The 16,521-nt window shown below is 70.2% G+C and carries 10 protein-coding genes; 9 read left to right on the forward strand and 1 reads right to left on the reverse strand.

The genetic code is table 11. The annotated features are described in order from the left end of the window. Positions 1-343: 343 nt before the first annotated feature. The gene (locus LL964_RS10445) at positions 344-1,225 is read right to left on the reverse strand and encodes a LysR family transcriptional regulator (RefSeq protein WP_104587831.1); all 882 of its coding nucleotides are present in this window, start codon (positions 1,223-1,225) and stop codon (positions 344-346) included. Between the two features lie 234 nt (positions 1,226-1,459). On the opposite strand from LL964_RS10445, the gene LL964_RS10450 reads away from it, so the two are divergent. From LL964_RS10450 to LL964_RS10490, 9 genes are all read left to right on the forward strand, one after another. Continuing rightward, a complete protein-coding gene (locus LL964_RS10450) occupies positions 1,460-2,359 on the forward strand; it encodes an oxidoreductase (protein WP_104587785.1) in 900 nt (299 codons plus the stop codon). Further along, positions 2,356-2,823, forward strand: a complete 468-nt coding sequence (locus LL964_RS10455) for a nuclear transport factor 2 family protein (protein ID WP_167395359.1) — start codon at positions 2,356-2,358, stop codon at positions 2,821-2,823. Before LL964_RS10450 ends, LL964_RS10455 begins: the two co-directional genes overlap by 4 nt. Before the next feature lie 485 nt (positions 2,824-3,308). Next, positions 3,309-4,643, forward strand: coding sequence for a type VI secretion system baseplate subunit TssK (gene tssK / locus LL964_RS10460; protein WP_104587783.1), 1,335 nt, complete (start codon positions 3,309-3,311; stop codon positions 4,641-4,643). 4 nt (positions 4,644-4,647) lie between these two features. Then, positions 4,648-5,898 carry a type IVB secretion system protein IcmH/DotU gene (gene icmH / locus LL964_RS10465; RefSeq protein WP_104587782.1) on the forward strand — a complete coding sequence of 417 codons (1,251 nt, stop codon included), beginning with the start codon at positions 4,648-4,650 and terminating at the stop codon, positions 5,896-5,898. After that, positions 5,895-9,422 (forward strand): type VI secretion system membrane subunit TssM, encoded by a 3,528-nt coding sequence (gene tssM, locus LL964_RS10470; protein WP_104587781.1) that lies wholly within the window; start codon positions 5,895-5,897, stop codon positions 9,420-9,422. The genes icmH and tssM overlap by 4 nt, the downstream gene beginning before the upstream one ends. Beyond that, entirely contained in the window at positions 9,419-9,994 is a 576-nt protein-coding gene (gene tagF, locus LL964_RS10475; protein WP_104587780.1) for a type VI secretion system-associated protein TagF, read from the forward strand. The genes tssM and tagF overlap by 4 nt, the downstream gene beginning before the upstream one ends. Continuing rightward, on the forward strand, positions 9,991-10,707 hold the full coding sequence (locus LL964_RS10480) for a PP2C family protein-serine/threonine phosphatase (protein WP_104587779.1): 717 nt from the start codon (positions 9,991-9,993) through the stop codon (positions 10,705-10,707). Before tagF ends, LL964_RS10480 begins: the two co-directional genes overlap by 4 nt. 4 nt (positions 10,708-10,711) lie before the next feature. Beyond that, positions 10,712-14,401, forward strand: a complete 3,690-nt coding sequence (locus tag LL964_RS10485; RefSeq protein WP_104587778.1) for a bifunctional serine/threonine-protein kinase/formylglycine-generating enzyme family protein — start codon at positions 10,712-10,714, stop codon at positions 14,399-14,401. A 436-nt stretch (positions 14,402-14,837) separates the two neighbouring features. Beyond that, the gene (locus LL964_RS10490) at positions 14,838-16,514 is read left to right on the forward strand and encodes a ShlB/FhaC/HecB family hemolysin secretion/activation protein (protein ID WP_104587776.1); all 1,677 of its coding nucleotides are present in this window, start codon (positions 14,838-14,840) and stop codon (positions 16,512-16,514) included. The last annotated feature ends 7 nt before the right edge of the window (positions 16,515-16,521 follow it).

Genomic DNA, 16,521 nt, shown 5'->3' on the forward strand with positions numbered 1-16,521 from the left:
CAGTGGTGGCGAGCATGGCGTCAGCCTCTTCATTGCTGCCAGCGGCTGGACTGACCGGCGGTGCGCAGCCTCCCTGAGGTGGCCGCATCAGCGCATCTGGCCTTTGTAGCCGACAGGTGCGGCGCGCCGTAAGCGTGCAGGCTACGTCCGTGCGCCGGTTTCGGTGGGGATTGTCCATTCGTTGCGCTCGTCGCAGATGGCGACGAAGGCTTGTCTGCAGCGCTTGGGCGAGCAAGCCCCGGATCCTGTCGCAAGACTGCCTACTCGCAGCGTTGCAATGCAGGAATAGAGCACGCGGTGTCGGGCATCGTCTTGGCAAGCCGCTGCGAGCGGGGTGCAAGGCTCAGTCAGGCAACTGTTTGACGAATTCAATGAACGCGCGCAGCGCGGGCGGGGTGAGATTGCGGTTGGGGTAATACAGAAAGGGGCCGGGAAACGGTTGCCACCAGGGGCGCAGCACCGGCTCGAGCGCGCCGGATGCCAGGTGCGGCGCAAGCCATTGCTCGAACAGGTGAATGACCCCGTTTCCGGCGATTGCCGATTGAATCGCAAGATCGAGGCCTCCGCCGATCTCCACCAGCAGTTGCCCACGCGGAAGGATGGTGACGATCTCCCCCTTGCGCTCGAACTCCCACTCGGCAATCACGCCGCTTGGAAAACGACCACGGATGCAATCGTGGTCGATCAGTTCGCGCGGGTGGTTGGGGCGGCCACGCCGATCCAGGTAGCCGGGAGATGCCGCGGTTGCGCTGCGTTGCACACGCGGGCCGATCGGGATCGCCACCATGTCCTGCTGCAGCCGCTCGCCGTAGCGGATGCCCGCATCGCACCCGGCGGCGATCACGTCGATGAAGCTCTCTTCGGTCAGCACCTCGACGGTGATGTCCGGATAGGCCGCCAGAAACGGCGGCAGAATGCGCGGCAACACCAGCCGCGCCGCACTGACCGGCACATTGAGGCGCAGCGTACCGGCCGGCGTGTCGCGAAACGCGCTGACCACCTCCTTGGCGCCCTCCAGCTCGATCAATGCCGGCTCGATGCGGGCCAACAGCGCCTTGCCCGCATCGGTCAGCACCACGCTGCGCGTGGTGCGGTTGAACAGGCGTACGCCAAGCCAGGCTTCCATGCGCTTGATCGCATCGCTGAAGTTGGATGCGCTCTGGCCCGCGCTCTTGGCCGCTTCCCGAAACCCGCCGGCGCGCGCCACCCGCACGAACGCGTCCATGTCACCCAGACGATTGCTCATTGTTCGGAAATTCGTACGGCCCGTTCAATTTATACCCGATTGTCGCACAGAGGTCGCGGCCGTAAATTGCAGCGGCACTACCGAAGTGAAGCGTTTCCCCTGCCACAGGCACGACGTCACATAGCTCGTCCCGGACGAGCGTGCGCCGTGCCCGCAGCGGCCGCTCCCGCTCAATCGCAGACGCCGCTCCGCCCACCAATCCAAGGACATCTCATGACCGACACTCAACTCGGTGGCACCTTCACCCTGCCCGGCACCAGCCTGCAGCTCAAGCGCATGGGCTACGGCACCATGCAATTGCCCGGCTCCCACGTGTGGGGACCGCCGTGCGACAAGGCCCAGGCGCTGGCGGTGCTGCGTCAGGCGGTCGCCCTGGGCGCCAATCACATCGACACCGCGGAATTCTATGGGCCTCACGTCTCCAATGCGCTCATCCGCGAGGCGCTGCATCCCTACCGCGACGATCTGGTGATCGTCACCAAGATCGGTATCGCCCGCGGCAACGACAGCTCGTGGAACATCGATCTGTCGCCGGACAGCCTCCGGCAGCAGGTGCACGCCAACCTGACGAGCCTTGGTCTTGAGACGCTGGATGTGGTCAACCTGCGGCTGGGCGCCCTGGCCGACACCGACGACAGCGCGATCGCCGAGCCGGTGGCCTGCCTGGCCGAGTTGCAGCGCGAAGGCCTGGTGCGCCATATCGGCTTGAGCAATGTCACGGCGCGACAGCTGGAGCAGGCGCAGTCGCTGGCCAGGATCGTGTGCGTGCAAAACCACTACAACCTGGTCAAGCGCGACGACGACGCCTTCATCGACGCGCTCGCGGAGCAAGGCATCGCCTATGTGCCGTTCTTCCCGCTCGGCGGTTTTTCGCCGCTGCAGTCGGACGTACTCTCCGGCGTCGCCAGCGCGGTGGGCGCCACACCGCGGCAGGTGGCGCTGGCGTGGTTGCTGCAGCGCTCGCCCAACCTGCTGGTGATCGCCGGCACATCCTCGCCGGCGCATCTTGCCGAGAACTTCGCCGCATGCGACCTGGTGCTGTCTGCAGACCAGCTTGCAACGCTGGATGGGATCGCCGCTCACACTCGTCCCGTACACGAGGCACACCAATGACCACCCTCGAACAGCGACTGCAACGGTTGGAAGACGAAAGCGCCATCCGCGCGTTGGTGGCTCGCTTTGCCGACACCTGCATCCGCGCCGACCACGATGGTTTCAAGGCCTTGTGGACGGACGATGGCATCTGGGAGATCGGAGCGCCGTTCAACCTCAGGCGCGATGGCATCGAAGCCATTGCGGCATTGCTCCATCAACTACGCGATGAACGCAACTTCTTCACCCAGCTGGTACCGACCGGGGTGATCGTGATCGAGGGCGATCGTGCGGCAGCGCGTTGGCCTGTCCGGGAGCTGGCCACCGGCCCGGAAGATCACTACTACGACAATGTGGCGATGTATTCGGACACTTTCGTAAGGACCGCTAGCGGCTGGCGCTTTTCCAGCCGTTCCTACACCTATCTGTGGTTGAACACCGAGCCGTTCGGCGGCCAGTCCTTCGGCACGCCACAGCTTCCCTGACCGCCCGGCCCGACCAGGCGCGGGCCGCTTGCGCAGTGTTGCGCAGGCAGTTGGCCCGGGCACACGGCGACACGTATCCGACGCACCGGCGCTCAGCGCCGGTTTTTTCTTGCAGGCCACCCTGCAGGCATGCAACGCGTGCCGTGGTTGCGTGACTGCAGCGCTGCCTTCACTGCGTCGAACGGCACGGCCCTCGTCGGGCCCAGGCGCAACCGGCATCGTGCCGGCCCCCGTCCGTGGTTGCGCACCGTGCATCCGCGCGTTCGACCGCAGCGTATCCACCGCGATCCGCGTGCGCCGACGCTGTCTGCGCAGCGCCGTTGGCTGAGACGTTCTGTCGGGTTGCCCGGCTGCTGGCGTCGCAAGATCCATCCATCGATCCGGTCCATTGGTCTGCGTGCCGGAGCGCACATGCACTGCCAGCGACAGCGTGGCGGGGCGCCAAGGCCTCACGCGGCGGCCGTCTTTCTCACCGCAGGTGGATCATGCACAACAACAAGGTCGTGTGGAGCGAAGGGCTGTTTCTGCGCCCGCAGCATCTGCAGCAACAGGAACGCTACCTGGAGCGCTATGTCGATCTGCGTGCGGCGCGGCTGCGGCCGCATGCCTGGGGCGTGAGCGAGCTGGAATGGGAAACCGACCTGCTGGCGGTGGGCAAACTGGGGCTGCGCCGCGCGCGCGGCGTGTTCGCCGACGGCACGCCGTTCGCGATGCCGGGCGACGATCCGTTGCCGGTGGCCATGGACGTGGAGCCCAACTGCCGCGACCAGATCGTCTATCTCACCTTACCGCTGAAAGTACCGGCACAGCCGGAGCTGGGCCGTCCGGAATCGCCGGCCGATCAGTTGTTCCGCTACCGCGTGCGCGAAACCGAAAGCGGCGATGCCTCCGGCAGCACCTCCGAGGCCGTGCTGATGGAAGTCGGCGGCCTGAGCACGCGGCTGCTGCCGCAATCGCAACCGCTGGAAGGGCTGGACCGCATCGCGGTGGCGCGCATCATCGAAACCCGTGCCGATCGCCAGGTGGTGCTGGATCCGCATTTCATTCCCAGCGCGATGGTGTGCCAGGCCGCGCCGCGGCTGACCACCTTCCTCACCGAACTGCTGGGGTTGTTGCATCAACGCGGCGAAGCCCTGGCCGCACGGGTGACGCTCACCGACCGCGGCGGCGCGGCCGATATCGCCGATTTCCTGCTGCTGCAGCTGGTCAATCGCTGGCAGCCGCAGATCGCCCATTGGGCCGCAGCGCCGCTGGTGCATCCGGAAGACCTGTTTCGCGCCTTGCTGGCGCTGGCCGGCGAGCTGAGCACCTTCACCGCAGCAGGCAAGCGCCCGCCGGCCTGGCCGGTGTACCGGCACGAGGCGCAGCAGGACAGCTTCGAGCCGGTGATCGCGGCCTTGCGCAGCAGCCTGAGCGCGGTGCTCGAACAGACCGCCACGCCATTGCCGATGCAGGCGCGCAAATTCGGCGTCTGGGTGGCGATGGTGCCGGACCCCACGCTGCTGGACAGCGCGGCCTTCGTGCTGGCCGCCAAGGCGCAGATGCCCAGCGAGGAACTGCGCCGGTTGCTGCCGGCGCACGCCAAGATCGGCCCGGTGGAGCAGATCCGGGACCTGGTCAACCTGCAGTTGCCCGGCATCGTGGCCAACCCGATGCCGGTGGCGCCGCGGCAGATTCCGTACCACGCCGGGTACCTGTATTTCGAGTTCGACAAGAGCGCCGCGCTGTGGCGCAGCTTGAAGACCTCCGGCGGTATCGCGTTCCACTTCGGCAGCGAATTCGCCGGGCTGGAGTTGCAACTGTGGGCGATCCGGAGCTGAGCGCATGAGCCGTCCTCTCACCGAGTTGGAGCCGATCGCTGCGGCGCCGTTGCCGGCAGATGCCGTGGCCACCGACGACACCGACATCAGCGAACTGCTGGGGCGCAGCGTCAACCCGCTGGTGCAGGCGGCCACGCCCTTGCTGCTGCTGGCGGTGCAGCTGCGCCACAGCGCGCAGTTGCCGGAGGTGGCGCGCCTGCGCGAGCAGGTGATGGCGCAGATCCGTCGCTTCGAGCAACGCGCACGGCAAGGCGGCGCGCCGGTGGAGGCGGTCACCGCCGCGCGTTACGTGCTGTGCGCGTTGCTGGACGAAGCGGTGCTCAATGCGCCTTGGGGCGAGCGCAGCGGCTGGTCGCAGAAGACCTTGCTGGTGGTCTTCCACAGCGAGTCGTACGGCGGGGCCAAGTTCTTCCAGATCCTGGAGCGGCTGTGCGCCGATGTGCGGCGGCATCTGGACCTGATCGAGCTGATGTACCTGTGCCTGGCGCTGGGCTTCGCCGGCCGCTACCAGATCGAGGCCGGCGGCCTGGCCCGGCTGGGCGAGATCCAGGACGATCTCTACCGCCGCATCCGCGCCGAGCGTGGCGCGGCGCCGGACAGCCTGGCGCCGCGCTGGCGCGGTGTGGAAGACCGCCGCCGGCTGGGGCGGTTCCTGCCGCTGTGGGCCGCTGCACTGCTGGGGCTGAGCGTGCTGGTGGTGGCCTTCGTGTGGTTCCAGACCCGCCTGAGCAGCCTGGCCGCACCGATCGGCGCGCAGGCCGCGCAGTGGGGGCTGGCGCCGGCCACGCCGCCGGATGCCACCCCGCTGCCGCCACCGCCGGTACGTCTCAAGCAATTGCTGGCCGCGCCCGAGCGCGACGGGTTGCTGAGCGTGGATGAGCAGCCCGATGGTCAGAGCCGCGTGCGCCTGAGCAGCGCGGCCATGTTCGCCTCCGGCGGCGTGGACGTGGAGCCGGATCAGCGCGGCCTGATCGCGCAGATCGCTGCGGCGATCGAGCAACTGCCGGGTCGGGTGATCGTGGTCGGGCATACCGACGACGTGCCGGTGCGTTCGCTGCGCTTTGCCGACAACTACGCCTTGTCGGCGGCGCGTGCGCAGGCGGTGGCGCAGCTGCTGCGCGCGCAACTGACCACGCCGGGGCGGGTGGAGGCGCTGGGCGCCGGCGATTCGCAGCCGCTGGCACGGCCGCCGCAATTGCCCGCCAATCGCGCGCGCAATCGCCGCGTGGACATCCTGTTCCAGCCGGGGGAATGACGATGAAGACGCTGTTGTCCAAGCTGAGCGCCCCGCTGGTGGTCAGCGTGCTCGCCCTGGCCCTGCTCGCCGTGCTGCTGTGGGTGGGCGGGCCGTACGTGGCGATCGGTGGCTGGAGCCCGCTGGCCGGCGCGGCTGCGCGCGGGCTGGCCATCGTGCTGGTGATCGTGCTGTGGCTGGGCGTGCTGGCATTGCGCCGCTGGCAGGCGCAGCGACGTGCCGGCCGGCTGTCGAGCGCGCTGGCCGCGCCGGGCCGCGACGACGACCGCGAGTTGCGCAGCGGCCAGGAGCGCGCGCAGCTGCAGGCGCGCTTCCAGCAGGCCATTGCGCTGCTGCGCAAGCGCCGCGGCGGCGATCTGTACAGCTTGCCGTGGTACGCGTTGATCGGCCCGCCCGGCTCGGGCAAGAGCACCTTGTTGCAGCATTCCGGGCTGCAGTTTCCGCTGGCCGCACGCATGGGCGATGCGGCGCTGCGCGGGGTGGGCGGCACCCGCGATTGCGAATGGTGGTTCACCGACGAAGCGGTGTTCCTGGACACCGCCGGCCGCTACACCACCCAGGATTCGGACCAGGCCGTGGATGCCGGTGCCTGGCGCGATTTCCTGCGCCTGCTGCGCCGGCATCGCCCGCGCCGGCCGCTCAACGGCGTGCTGGTGACCATGAGCATGTCCGATCTGCTGCTGCTCGACGATGGCGAGCGCGAGACCCACATGCAGGCGATCCGCCGCCGCCTGGACGAGCTGGCCGAGCAGCTTCAAGCCGCCGTGCCGGTGTACCTGATCTTCACCAAGTGCGATCTGGTCGGTGGCTTCGGCGAGTTCTTCGACGATCTGAGCCCTGCGCAGCGCAGCCAGGTGTGGGGCGTCACCTTCCCGTTGGCGCAGACCCTGGAAGGCCAGGCCGCGCGCCGCTTCGCCGATGAATTCAACCTGCTGCAGCAGCACCTGAGCGCACGCCTGTTCGAGCGCCTGAACCTGGAACGCGACCGCTTGCGGCGCGCGGCGATCCTGGCGTTTCCGCAGCAGCTGGCTGCGCTCGGCGAGCGCGCGCGGCAGTTCGTCGAAGGCAGTCTCGCCGGCAACGCCTACGGCCCGGCGCCGCTGTTGCGCGGCGTGTATTTCACTTCCGGCACCCAGGAAGGCACGCCGATCGACCGCATGATGGGCGCGGTGGCGCGCACCTTCGGCGTGGACGATGCGCGCGTGCATGTGCCGGGCGCGCAACGCCGCACCTTCTTCGTCGAACGCCTGCTGCGCGAGGTGGTGCTGCGCGAATCCGGGCTGGCCAACACGCCCCCATCGCGGCAACGCCGCATGGCCTGGCTGCAGGCGGCCGCCTATGCCGGCGTGGCGGTGGTGAGTGGCGCGGTGCTGGCCGGGTTGGGCGCCAGCTATCTGGGCAACCGTGCCTACCTGGCGCAGGTGCAGCAGGCGCTGGACGCACGCCCGGCAGTGCCCGATCCCAATACCGCCGCCAGCATGCCCGAGTATGTGACGCGCACGCTGCAACAGGCGGCCGCCACGCAATCGGTGGTGCAGGTGGCGCAGCAGTATTGCGACGGCGCGCCGTGGTCGCTGCGCATGGGCCTGTTCCAGGGTCGCGCGCTGGGCGATGCGCTGCAGGCCGGCTATCTGCGCCAGCTCAATGCCACGCTGATGCCGGCGTTGGCCGTGCGTTTTCGCGATGGCCTGGTCGACAACGCGCAGGCACCGCAGGCGCTGTACTACACGCTCAAGGGCTATCTGATGCTGGGCCAGCCGCAGCACCTGGATCCGGCCCAGCTCAGCGCGCTGGCCGCGATCGAGGCCGGCAAGCTGTTCCCGCGCGATCCGGCGCAGCAGCAGGCGCTGGCCACGCAGTTGCAGGCCGTGCTGGACGCGCCCACGCGCGTGCGTGCGTTGTCGCTGGACGGGCAGCGTATTGCGCAGGCGCAAGCCAGCCTGCAGGCGGCCGACCTGTCCACGCTGATCTACGGCAACCTGCTGCTCACACCGCCGGCCGGCACGCCGCTGCGGCTGGACAAATCGCTGGGCCTGCTCGCCGACACCTTCGTGCGCCGTAGCGGTACGCCGTTGTCCGCACCGGTGCCGGCGCTGTACACCCAGCCGGTGTTCGCGGCCCTGCAGCGCGACGGCATCGGCCAGGCGGTGGAACGCTTCGGGCGCGACGATTGGGTGTTCGGTGGCGCGCCGCTGGATGCGGCCGCCCGCGCCGCGCTGACGCGCCAGGTCGGGCAGCGCTACGAGGCCGACTACATCCGTTACTGGGATGCGCTGCTGGCCGATCTGCAGCTGCGTCCGGCCGTCGATCTGGCCACCGCCAGTGCCACCGCGGCCAAGCTGGCCGGCCCCAGTTCGCCGCTGCGCCTGTTGCTGGGCGTGGTCGGCGAACACACCCAGGCGATGGACCGCGTCCCGCCACCGGATGCGGCGCAGCGCGCGGCCGCCGCAGTGGCCGGCAAGGCGGCCGCCAGCGCCGGCAGCGCGGTGGCCAAGCTGCCGGGCGGGGCGGCGATGCGCGCCGCGCTGGCCACCCCGGCCGATCCGTCGGCAGCGGCGGCGCCAGCGCCGGGTGCGGCCATCAGCGAGCACTTTCTTGCGCTCAACGCACTGGCCGAGGGCGCGCCAGGCAGCACGCCGCTGGATCATCTGCTGGGCGTGCTCGATCAACTCGGCAAGCAGTTGCTGGTGGTCTCCCAGGGCGGCGGCGATGCCGCGGCCGCCAACGCGCAGCTGGCGCTGGCGCGGCAGCAAATGGCGCAGTTGCCGCCGCCGGTGAGCGGCTGGTTGCAGAGCCTGGCCGGCAGCAGCGCCACCTTGATGACCCAGGGCGCGCGCGCAGCGCTGGATGCGCAGGTCAGGCAATCGGTCGGCGAGGTCTGCAGCGACTTCGTCCGCGGCCGCTACCCGTTCGACCCGACCGCGCAGGTGGAGATTCCGCTGCAGAATTTCGGCGAGCTGTTCGGCAGCGGCGGCCGGCTGGATGCGCTGTACACCGGCACCGTGCAGGCGCTGCTGGACACCCAGGCGCCGCAATGGCGCTGGAAGCAGGGCCCGGATGCGGTGGTCGGCGCGCCCGGCCTGCCGGCGCAGCTGCAACTGGCGCAGCGCATCCGGCAGAAGTATTTCCGCGGCGGGCCGGCTCCGCAGGTGGGCTTCACCGTGCTCGCACCCACGCTGGGCGAAGGCGTCACCCGGCTCACGCTCGATATCGACGGACAGCGCTACGACTACCAGCCCGGCGCCGCGCAAAGCATGCCGATGATCTGGCCCGGCCCGGTGCCGGGGCATGTCTCGATCGCCGCGTTCGGCGCCGACGGCGTGGCCCTGGGCAAGCTCGATTACCAGGGCGACTGGGCGCTGTTCCGCGCGCTGCAGGACGGGCATCTGCAAAATCCCTCCGACCTGCGCTTCGTCGCCAGTTTCGCGCTCGGCGGTCACGACGTGCAGGTACCGCTGCGCGCGGGCAACCTGCGCCATCCGTTCCTGGACAGCGACGTCCAGCACTTCGCGTGCGGCGGATGAGCATGCCGGCCACCCAACAGATCGGCTTCTACGGCAAGTTGCCCGGCGTGGGCGATTTCGTGCAGCGGCGCCTGCCGCCCAGCTTCGTACAGCCCTGGGATGCGCACTTCGCTGCCTGCCTGGAGGCGGTGCGCCAGCCGCTGGGCGAGCGTTGGCCGGCGGGCTATCGCGCCAGCGGGGTGCGTGCGTTCGCGCTGGGGCCGGGCGTGTGCGGGGCGCAGGCCTGGGCCGGCGTGCTCGGCCCGGGCGAAGACCGGGTGGGGCGGTGTTTTCCGCTGACCCTGGCGATGCCGTTGTCGCAGCCCTGCCTGCCGGCACCGGCGTGGTTCGGCGCATTGGCCGCCTGTCTGGGGCGCGCCTTGCGCGCGCGTACCGACGCCGCCGGCTTCGATGCCGCGGTGTGCGCGTTGGCGGTGCCCGCAGCGCCATCCACCGCACCGGCGCCGGCGCACGGCCAGTCCTTGTGGTGGCGGCCAGGGGACGCGGCGCAGGCGTTGGGCGGGCTGCCCGCCGCCGAGCGCTATCTGGAGTGGCTGCTGGCCGAGCAGGACATCACCGAGGTGACCCGATGAGCGCGCCCTACCGATCGGCCGGGCATACCGAAACCGGCAAGGTGCGCCGCCTCAACGAAGACGCGCTGCTGGTGCGCGAGGAGGCCGGCCTGTGGGTGGTGGCCGATGGCCTGGGCGGCCATAGCGCCGGCGATTACGCCAGCCAGCTGCTGGTGCAGCGCCTGGGCGCCCTGGTACGCCCGCCGGACCTGTGCGACTTCCTGGATGCCATCGACGACGCCCTGGCGCAGATCAACGCCGAGTTGCTGCACGCCGCGCGGCAGCGCCGCGTGGACATGATCGCCACCACCGTGGCAGTGCTGGTGCACGACCCGGATTTCATGCTGTGCGGCTGGGTCGGCGACAGCCGTATCTACGCCCGCCACGCCGGCCCGCTGCGCCAGCTCACCCGCGACCACGTGCACGGCGTGCGCGAGGACGTGACCCGGTTCGGCAACGCCCAGGCCGCCGCTGCCGCGGCCGGCGTGCTCACCCGCGCGGTGGGTGCGCAGGAACCGTTGTTCGTCGATTGGGTGCTCATGCCCAGTCTGCCCGGCACGCAGTTCGTGCTGTGCAGCGACGGCATCAACAAGGAAATCCCCGACCCGGAGCTGGATGCCGAAAGTCACCGCTTCGGCGATCCGCGCGCGCTGCTGGCGCGCTTGTTCGAACTGGCGATGGGCAGGGCGGCGCGCGACAACGTCACCGCCGTCGTCGTCCGTCTGCAGGAGTGAGCGCATGCACCACGACACCGCCACCGTGACCGAACTGGTCACCGCCATGCGCCGCGGTGCACTGGATCTGGAGGCCGTACTGGCCGCACTGGGCAAGCGTGCGGCGGTGCCGGAGGCCGAGTACCGCGATGGCGTGGAAACGCTGTGGCAACTGCAGCGACAACAGCTGCTGGACGATGTCACCGTCACCACCCTGGTGAGCCGCCTGGAGGCCTTGCGCGATGGCGCTGGCAGTCACGCGTTCGTCGCGCCCACCGCATCCACCTCCCCGCCGATCGACGACGACGCCACCGTGGTGATGCCGCGCCGCGACGCGGTACATGTCGCCGACGACGACATCACCCGCGTGCAACCGGCGCAGCCACTGCCCGGCGACGCGCCCAGCCTCACCAGTGTGGGTCTGGGCACGCAGACCGGCCTGGGCACCCTGACCGGAACCGGCACCGGCACCGGCACGGAAGGCACCGCCAGCCTGTCCAACTGGCAGCAGCTGGCCGATGCGGCCGGCGGCGATCACGCCGGCGTCGGCAGCCTGCTCAAGGGCCGCTTCCTGCTGGAGCGCGAACTCGGCCGCGGCGGCATGGGCGTGGTGTATCTGGCACGCGACGAACGCAAGGTGGAAGCGCGCGACCGCGACCCATGGCTGGCGGTGAAGGTGCTCAGCGACGAATTCCGCCGCCACCCGGACGCGCTGGTGGCGCTGCAACGCGAAGCGCGCCGTTCGCAGAAACTGGCGCACGACAACATCGTGCGCGTGTACGACTTCGACAAGGACCGCACCCTGGTCTTCATGACCATGGAGTACATCGACGGCTGCGATCTGAAAACGCTGATCCGCGAGCAGGCCTACAACGGCATGCCGCTCAAGCAGGCCTGGCCGTTGATCGAGGGCATGGGCCGCGCGCTGATCCGTGCGCATGCGGCCGGGGTGGTGCATTCGGATTTCAAGCCCGGCAATGTCATGGTCACCCGCGACAACGTGGCCAAGGTGTTCGACTTCGGCATCGCGCGCGCCGGCAAACACGCCGCTGATGCGGCGGGCGAACAGACCGTGTTCGATGCCGCCACGCTGGGCGCGTTGACGCCCGCCTACGCCAGCCTGGAAATGATCCGCGGCCAGGCACCGACCCCGGCCGACGATCTGTACGCGCTGGGTTGCGTGTGTTTCGAACTGCTCACCGGCAAGCACCCGTTCGACAAACTCAGCGCCGAAGTGGCACTGCGCGAGGGGCGCCGTCCACCGCCGGTCCCCGGCCTGACCCGGCGCCAGTACGCCACGCTGTGCGCGGCGGTGGCCTTCCCGGCCACCCATCGCCTCAAGCGCGTGGAGCAGCTGCTCGATGGTCTGCGCCAGGTGCCGCTGCGCGAACGCGCGCTGCCATTGCTCGGCTACGGCGCCGCCGCGCTGGCGGTGCTGGGCACGGGCGGGTGGGGGATCCACCGCTATCTGCATCAGCAGCATCTGGCCGAGGTGATCGCACGTTTCGGCGCGCAGGATCCGCAGCGCTATCGCGACGAAGCCCAGGCCATGCAGGCGCTGTCCAGTCTGGAGCCGGACGACCGCCGCCGCCTGCTCACCGACCGCAGCGACCTGATCGAGGATTTCCTGCTGCGCCGCCTGGATGCGCTGTGGAATCCGGCCAATGGCCGCGACGACTATCGCGGCGCATTGCAGGTGTTCGCGTTGCGCGATCGTCTGCGGCTGTACTCGCCATCGCTGGATGCGCGCCGCCAGACCATGGAGCGCGAGAAGAACGAACGCCTCAACGCACTCGATACCGCGCTCAATCGCCAGCTCGATGCCGGCCTGCTGTTCCGCAGCCAGCCGGACAACGCGCTGGCCACGCTGGATCAGGTGCGTCGTATCGATCCGCAGAGCAGCCTGTTGCGCCACTCGGCGCTGGAGGTGGGCCTGGACGAGGCCATCGCGCAGACGGTGGCCGCCGGGCAACTGAGCGCCGCGCGTCGTGAGATCGACCAGGCCCGTGCCGCCTTCCCGGACTCCTTGCGCCTGCAGCTGCGCAACGCCGACGTGCAGCTGGCCGAACAGCAGGCCAGCCGCGCGCCGCGCACGGCTACGCCGCTCGACGCCGCTGGCGCCCGCCAGGCGTTGGCCACCGCCCTGGCACAGCCCGCCAGCGACCCGGCCTGGCGGCAGCGCGTGGCCGCCGCCCTGGCGGCGCTGCCGCCGGCCGAGCGCAGCACGCAGGCGGGCGCGGTGGCCGAGGCCATCGGCGGCGTGGTGGCCGCGCAGTCCGATCCGGCGCAGCTGGCCGGCGCACAGGCGCTGGTGGCCTTCGGCCTGGGCCTTGCTCCGCAGTCGGCCGCCTTGCTGGCCCAGCGCACGCGCCTGCAGACCCTGGAGCAGCAACTGCAGCGGGCGCTGGCACGCGAAAGCGCCGAGGCCGAACTGGCCGGGCGGATCGAATCGCTGCGCCGCGCCGCCGCCGCCAACGACCTGGCCAAGACCGGCGATGCGCTGACGCGCATCCGCGCCCTGCAACCGGAGCATCCGCTGCTGCGCAGCGAAGGCCCGCAGTTGCTGGCGCAGGTGTATCGCAACACCGCCGCCGATGCGTTCGCGCAGGGACGTTACGCGCAGGCCGCCGAGCTGCTGGCGCAGGCTGTGCAGCGGCTGGGTCAGCGCGCCGAGCTGCGCCAGACGCAGGCCCGCTATGCGGTGGTCGCCGCGGTGATGACGGCGGCCACGCTGCCGGCCGGCGAGCGCCAGGCACTGGGCCAGCGCCTGCAGGCGCTGTATCGCAGCGATGCCACCGCCATGGCGCAACTGGAAGCGCAGATGAAAACCGCCGGCCAGCTTCCCGAGGGCACGCTGTCCGCACGCCTGCAACGCGCAGCCGCCTCCGATGCGCCTGCGCCCGACAACGTGCCGACCGGCAGCGCCACCGAGGCGCCCGCCGCGGCCACGGCAAGGCCGGCACGCGGCAGATCCGCCGCCAAACCCGCCGGTGCCGCCCCGGCGACCGCGCACAGTGCCAGCGCCGCGGCACTGCCCGGCAGCGCGGACGAAGATGCCAGCCTGCCGCCGCTGCCCACCGGCCCGGACCCGTGCGGCGGCGCCGGCCTGCCCGGGCGTGGCGCGGCCTGTTTCGACACCCTGGGCGACACCCGCGGGCCGATGCTGGTGGTCGTGCCTGGTGTTGCCGGCGGCAGGCCCTATGCGCTCTCGCGTGGCGAAGTGACGGTGGCCGACTTCAACCTGTTCTGCCAGGCCACCGGCCGCTGCACCGCGCAAGCCGCCAGTACCCCCGAGCTGGCGCGGGCACCGGTGCGCAACATCAGCCTGAGCCAGGCCCGCGCCTATCTGCGCTGGCTGACCATCGGCAGCGGCGGCTGGCGTTACCGCCTGCCCAGCGATGCCGAATGGCTGCATGCCGCGCAGGCCGCCGCCAACTGGCGGCAGGCCGAGGACAGCAACTGCATACCGCCCACCGCCAGTGCAGGCGATGCGGCGCGTGCGCCGGTCTCGGCGCGAGGACGCGATGCCAATCCCTGGGGGCTGATCAACCTCACCGGCAATGTCTGGGAATGGGTGTCCAGCGGCGCCGGGATACAGGCGCGCGGCGGCAGCTTCGCCAGTTACTGGTCCGACTGCAGCGTGCAGGCCAGCCGCGGCGATAACGGCTCGGCGCAGCCGGACGTGGGCTTTCGCGTCCTGCGGGAACTGCCATGAGCCACGACGGCCTGCCGCAGCACCCGGCCAGTGCGCAACTCCAGGCCCTGGCGCAGGCGCACCAGCAGGGGCAGCTCGACCGCGCGCAATACCGAGCGCGCCGCCGTCGCGTGCTGGAGGCGGCGCGGCAGGCGCAGGGGGTGACCTTGCGCAACCCGCGCTCGCCTGCCGCGGGCGAGCGGCCGGGTCTGCCGCCACCGGCTAATCGGTTCAGCCGGTTCAGCGCACGTGCGGGAGGAATGCTCGTATTAGTGATCGCCGTCGCACTAATCTTGCTAACATTCCATAAATGTACGTCGGGGTTAGACCGACGTTCAGTCAGGGGCGAGCGCAACCAGGTCGAGCGTCATGGGGGCACCACGCTCGCCGCATGCGCAGTAAAGCCGTTCGGGCACGCGCGACAACGGAAGTTTTCAGGGGTGAGTGACGTATGCGTATGACGTATCTGGCCGCGGCGCTGTCCGCGTGCCTGCTGCTGGCCGCACCAGCGTGGGCGCAGGGGCAGGAGGATTCGGCAGCACCGGCCGCCGGTGCCGCCTTGCCGGCGCTGAAGGATCGTGGCGACGCCGCAGCGACCCTGCCGGTGCGCGGCTTTCGCGTGCGCGACGTCGGCAACTACCCCGATGCCGGTATCGACCCGGCGCGCATCCAGGCCGTGGCCGATGCCGCCTTCGCCGCGCTGGCGCAGGGCCAGCCGGAGGCGGCATTGCGCTTCGACCAGTTGCAGGCGGTCGCCGACACCATCACCCGTGCCTACCGCGAGGCCGGCTTCATCGTCAGCACCGCCTACCTGCCGGCGCAGACCCCTGGCCCGGACCGGATCATCGAGATCCGGGTCCTGGAAGGCCGCATCGGCCAGATCACCGTGCAGGGCGCGGCGCGCTACCGTGGCTCGGCGCTGTCTGCGCCGCTGCGCCAGCTGCAAGGCCGCCCGCTGCGCAAGCAGGACGTGGATACCGCACTGCTGTATACCCGCGATCTGCCCGGCGTGTCGTTGTCTTCGGTGCTGCAGCCCGGCCAGAACGCCGGCGAGACCGACGTGGTGCTGGTCGCCAGCGAGTCCACGCGCCCGTACGTCATCAGCCTGGGCGGCAACAACTACGGCACCGAACTCACCGGCCGTTACCGCGCGCAGGCCGGCATCACCTGGAACAGCCCGCTCGGCCTGGGCGATGTGTTCGCCGCCAACTACGCGTATTCGCTGTCGCCGCGGCAGAGCCAGATCGGCGCGCTGTCGTATGCGCTGCCGGTGGGCCAGGTGTCCGGCCTGAGTGCGGTGGTCGGCGCCAGCCGCAGCGAGCTGGAAGTGCGCAATGGCGTGTTCGCCCGGCTCGGTCTGCGCGGGCCGACCGCGGTGATGTACGCCGGCGCCGACTGGAAGTTCATCAACCGCGACCTGCTGCAATTGCAGGGCTCGGCGCGGTATCTGCGCGAGACCTCGCGGCTGGAGGCGGCCGGCACCCAGCTCTCGGACCAATCCTTCGACGTGGCCGAACTCGGCGCCTCGTTGCGCCGCACCGATCTGCGCTGGCGCGGCGTGGATCTGCTGCAGGTGAGCGTACGCCAGGCCTTGCGCGACGGCTCGGCCGACCCGGATCTGGTCAGCCCCGATCGCGACAGCCATTTCACCCTGGCGCGGCTGTCCTACACCCGCCTGCAATACCTCACCCGCACCCAGCGGCTGTATTTCAAGTTCAGCGGCCAATACAGCGACGACACGCTGGCCCCGCTGGAGCAGTTCGCCGTCGGCGGGCCGGACAGCGTGCGCTCCTATCCGGTGTCCGATGCGCTGGGCGACCGCGGCTACTACACGGCGCTGGAATACCACGTCGATGCGCCGGGCTTTGCCGATGTCGCCTCGCCGTTCAACGGTCGCCCGTGGCGCGAACTGCTGGAACTGGACGTGTTCGCCGATCACGCCCGCGTGTACACAGCCAACGGCGTGGCCGCACCGTCGACCTTCGACGCCGCCGGTGTGGGCTTCACCTTCCGCCTGCCGCAGTACGCCAATTTCGAATGGCGCCTCACCGCCGCCCTGCCGACCGGACGCCGCAATGCGTCCGATGGACGCGACGACGCCCGCATCTACACGCGTTTCGGCTTCACTTTCTGAGGGATCT

Origin of the sequence: Xanthomonas melonis (genome assembly GCF_020783655.1) — a bacterium.
Taxonomy (GTDB): Bacteria; Pseudomonadota; Gammaproteobacteria; order Xanthomonadales; family Xanthomonadaceae; genus Xanthomonas; species Xanthomonas melonis.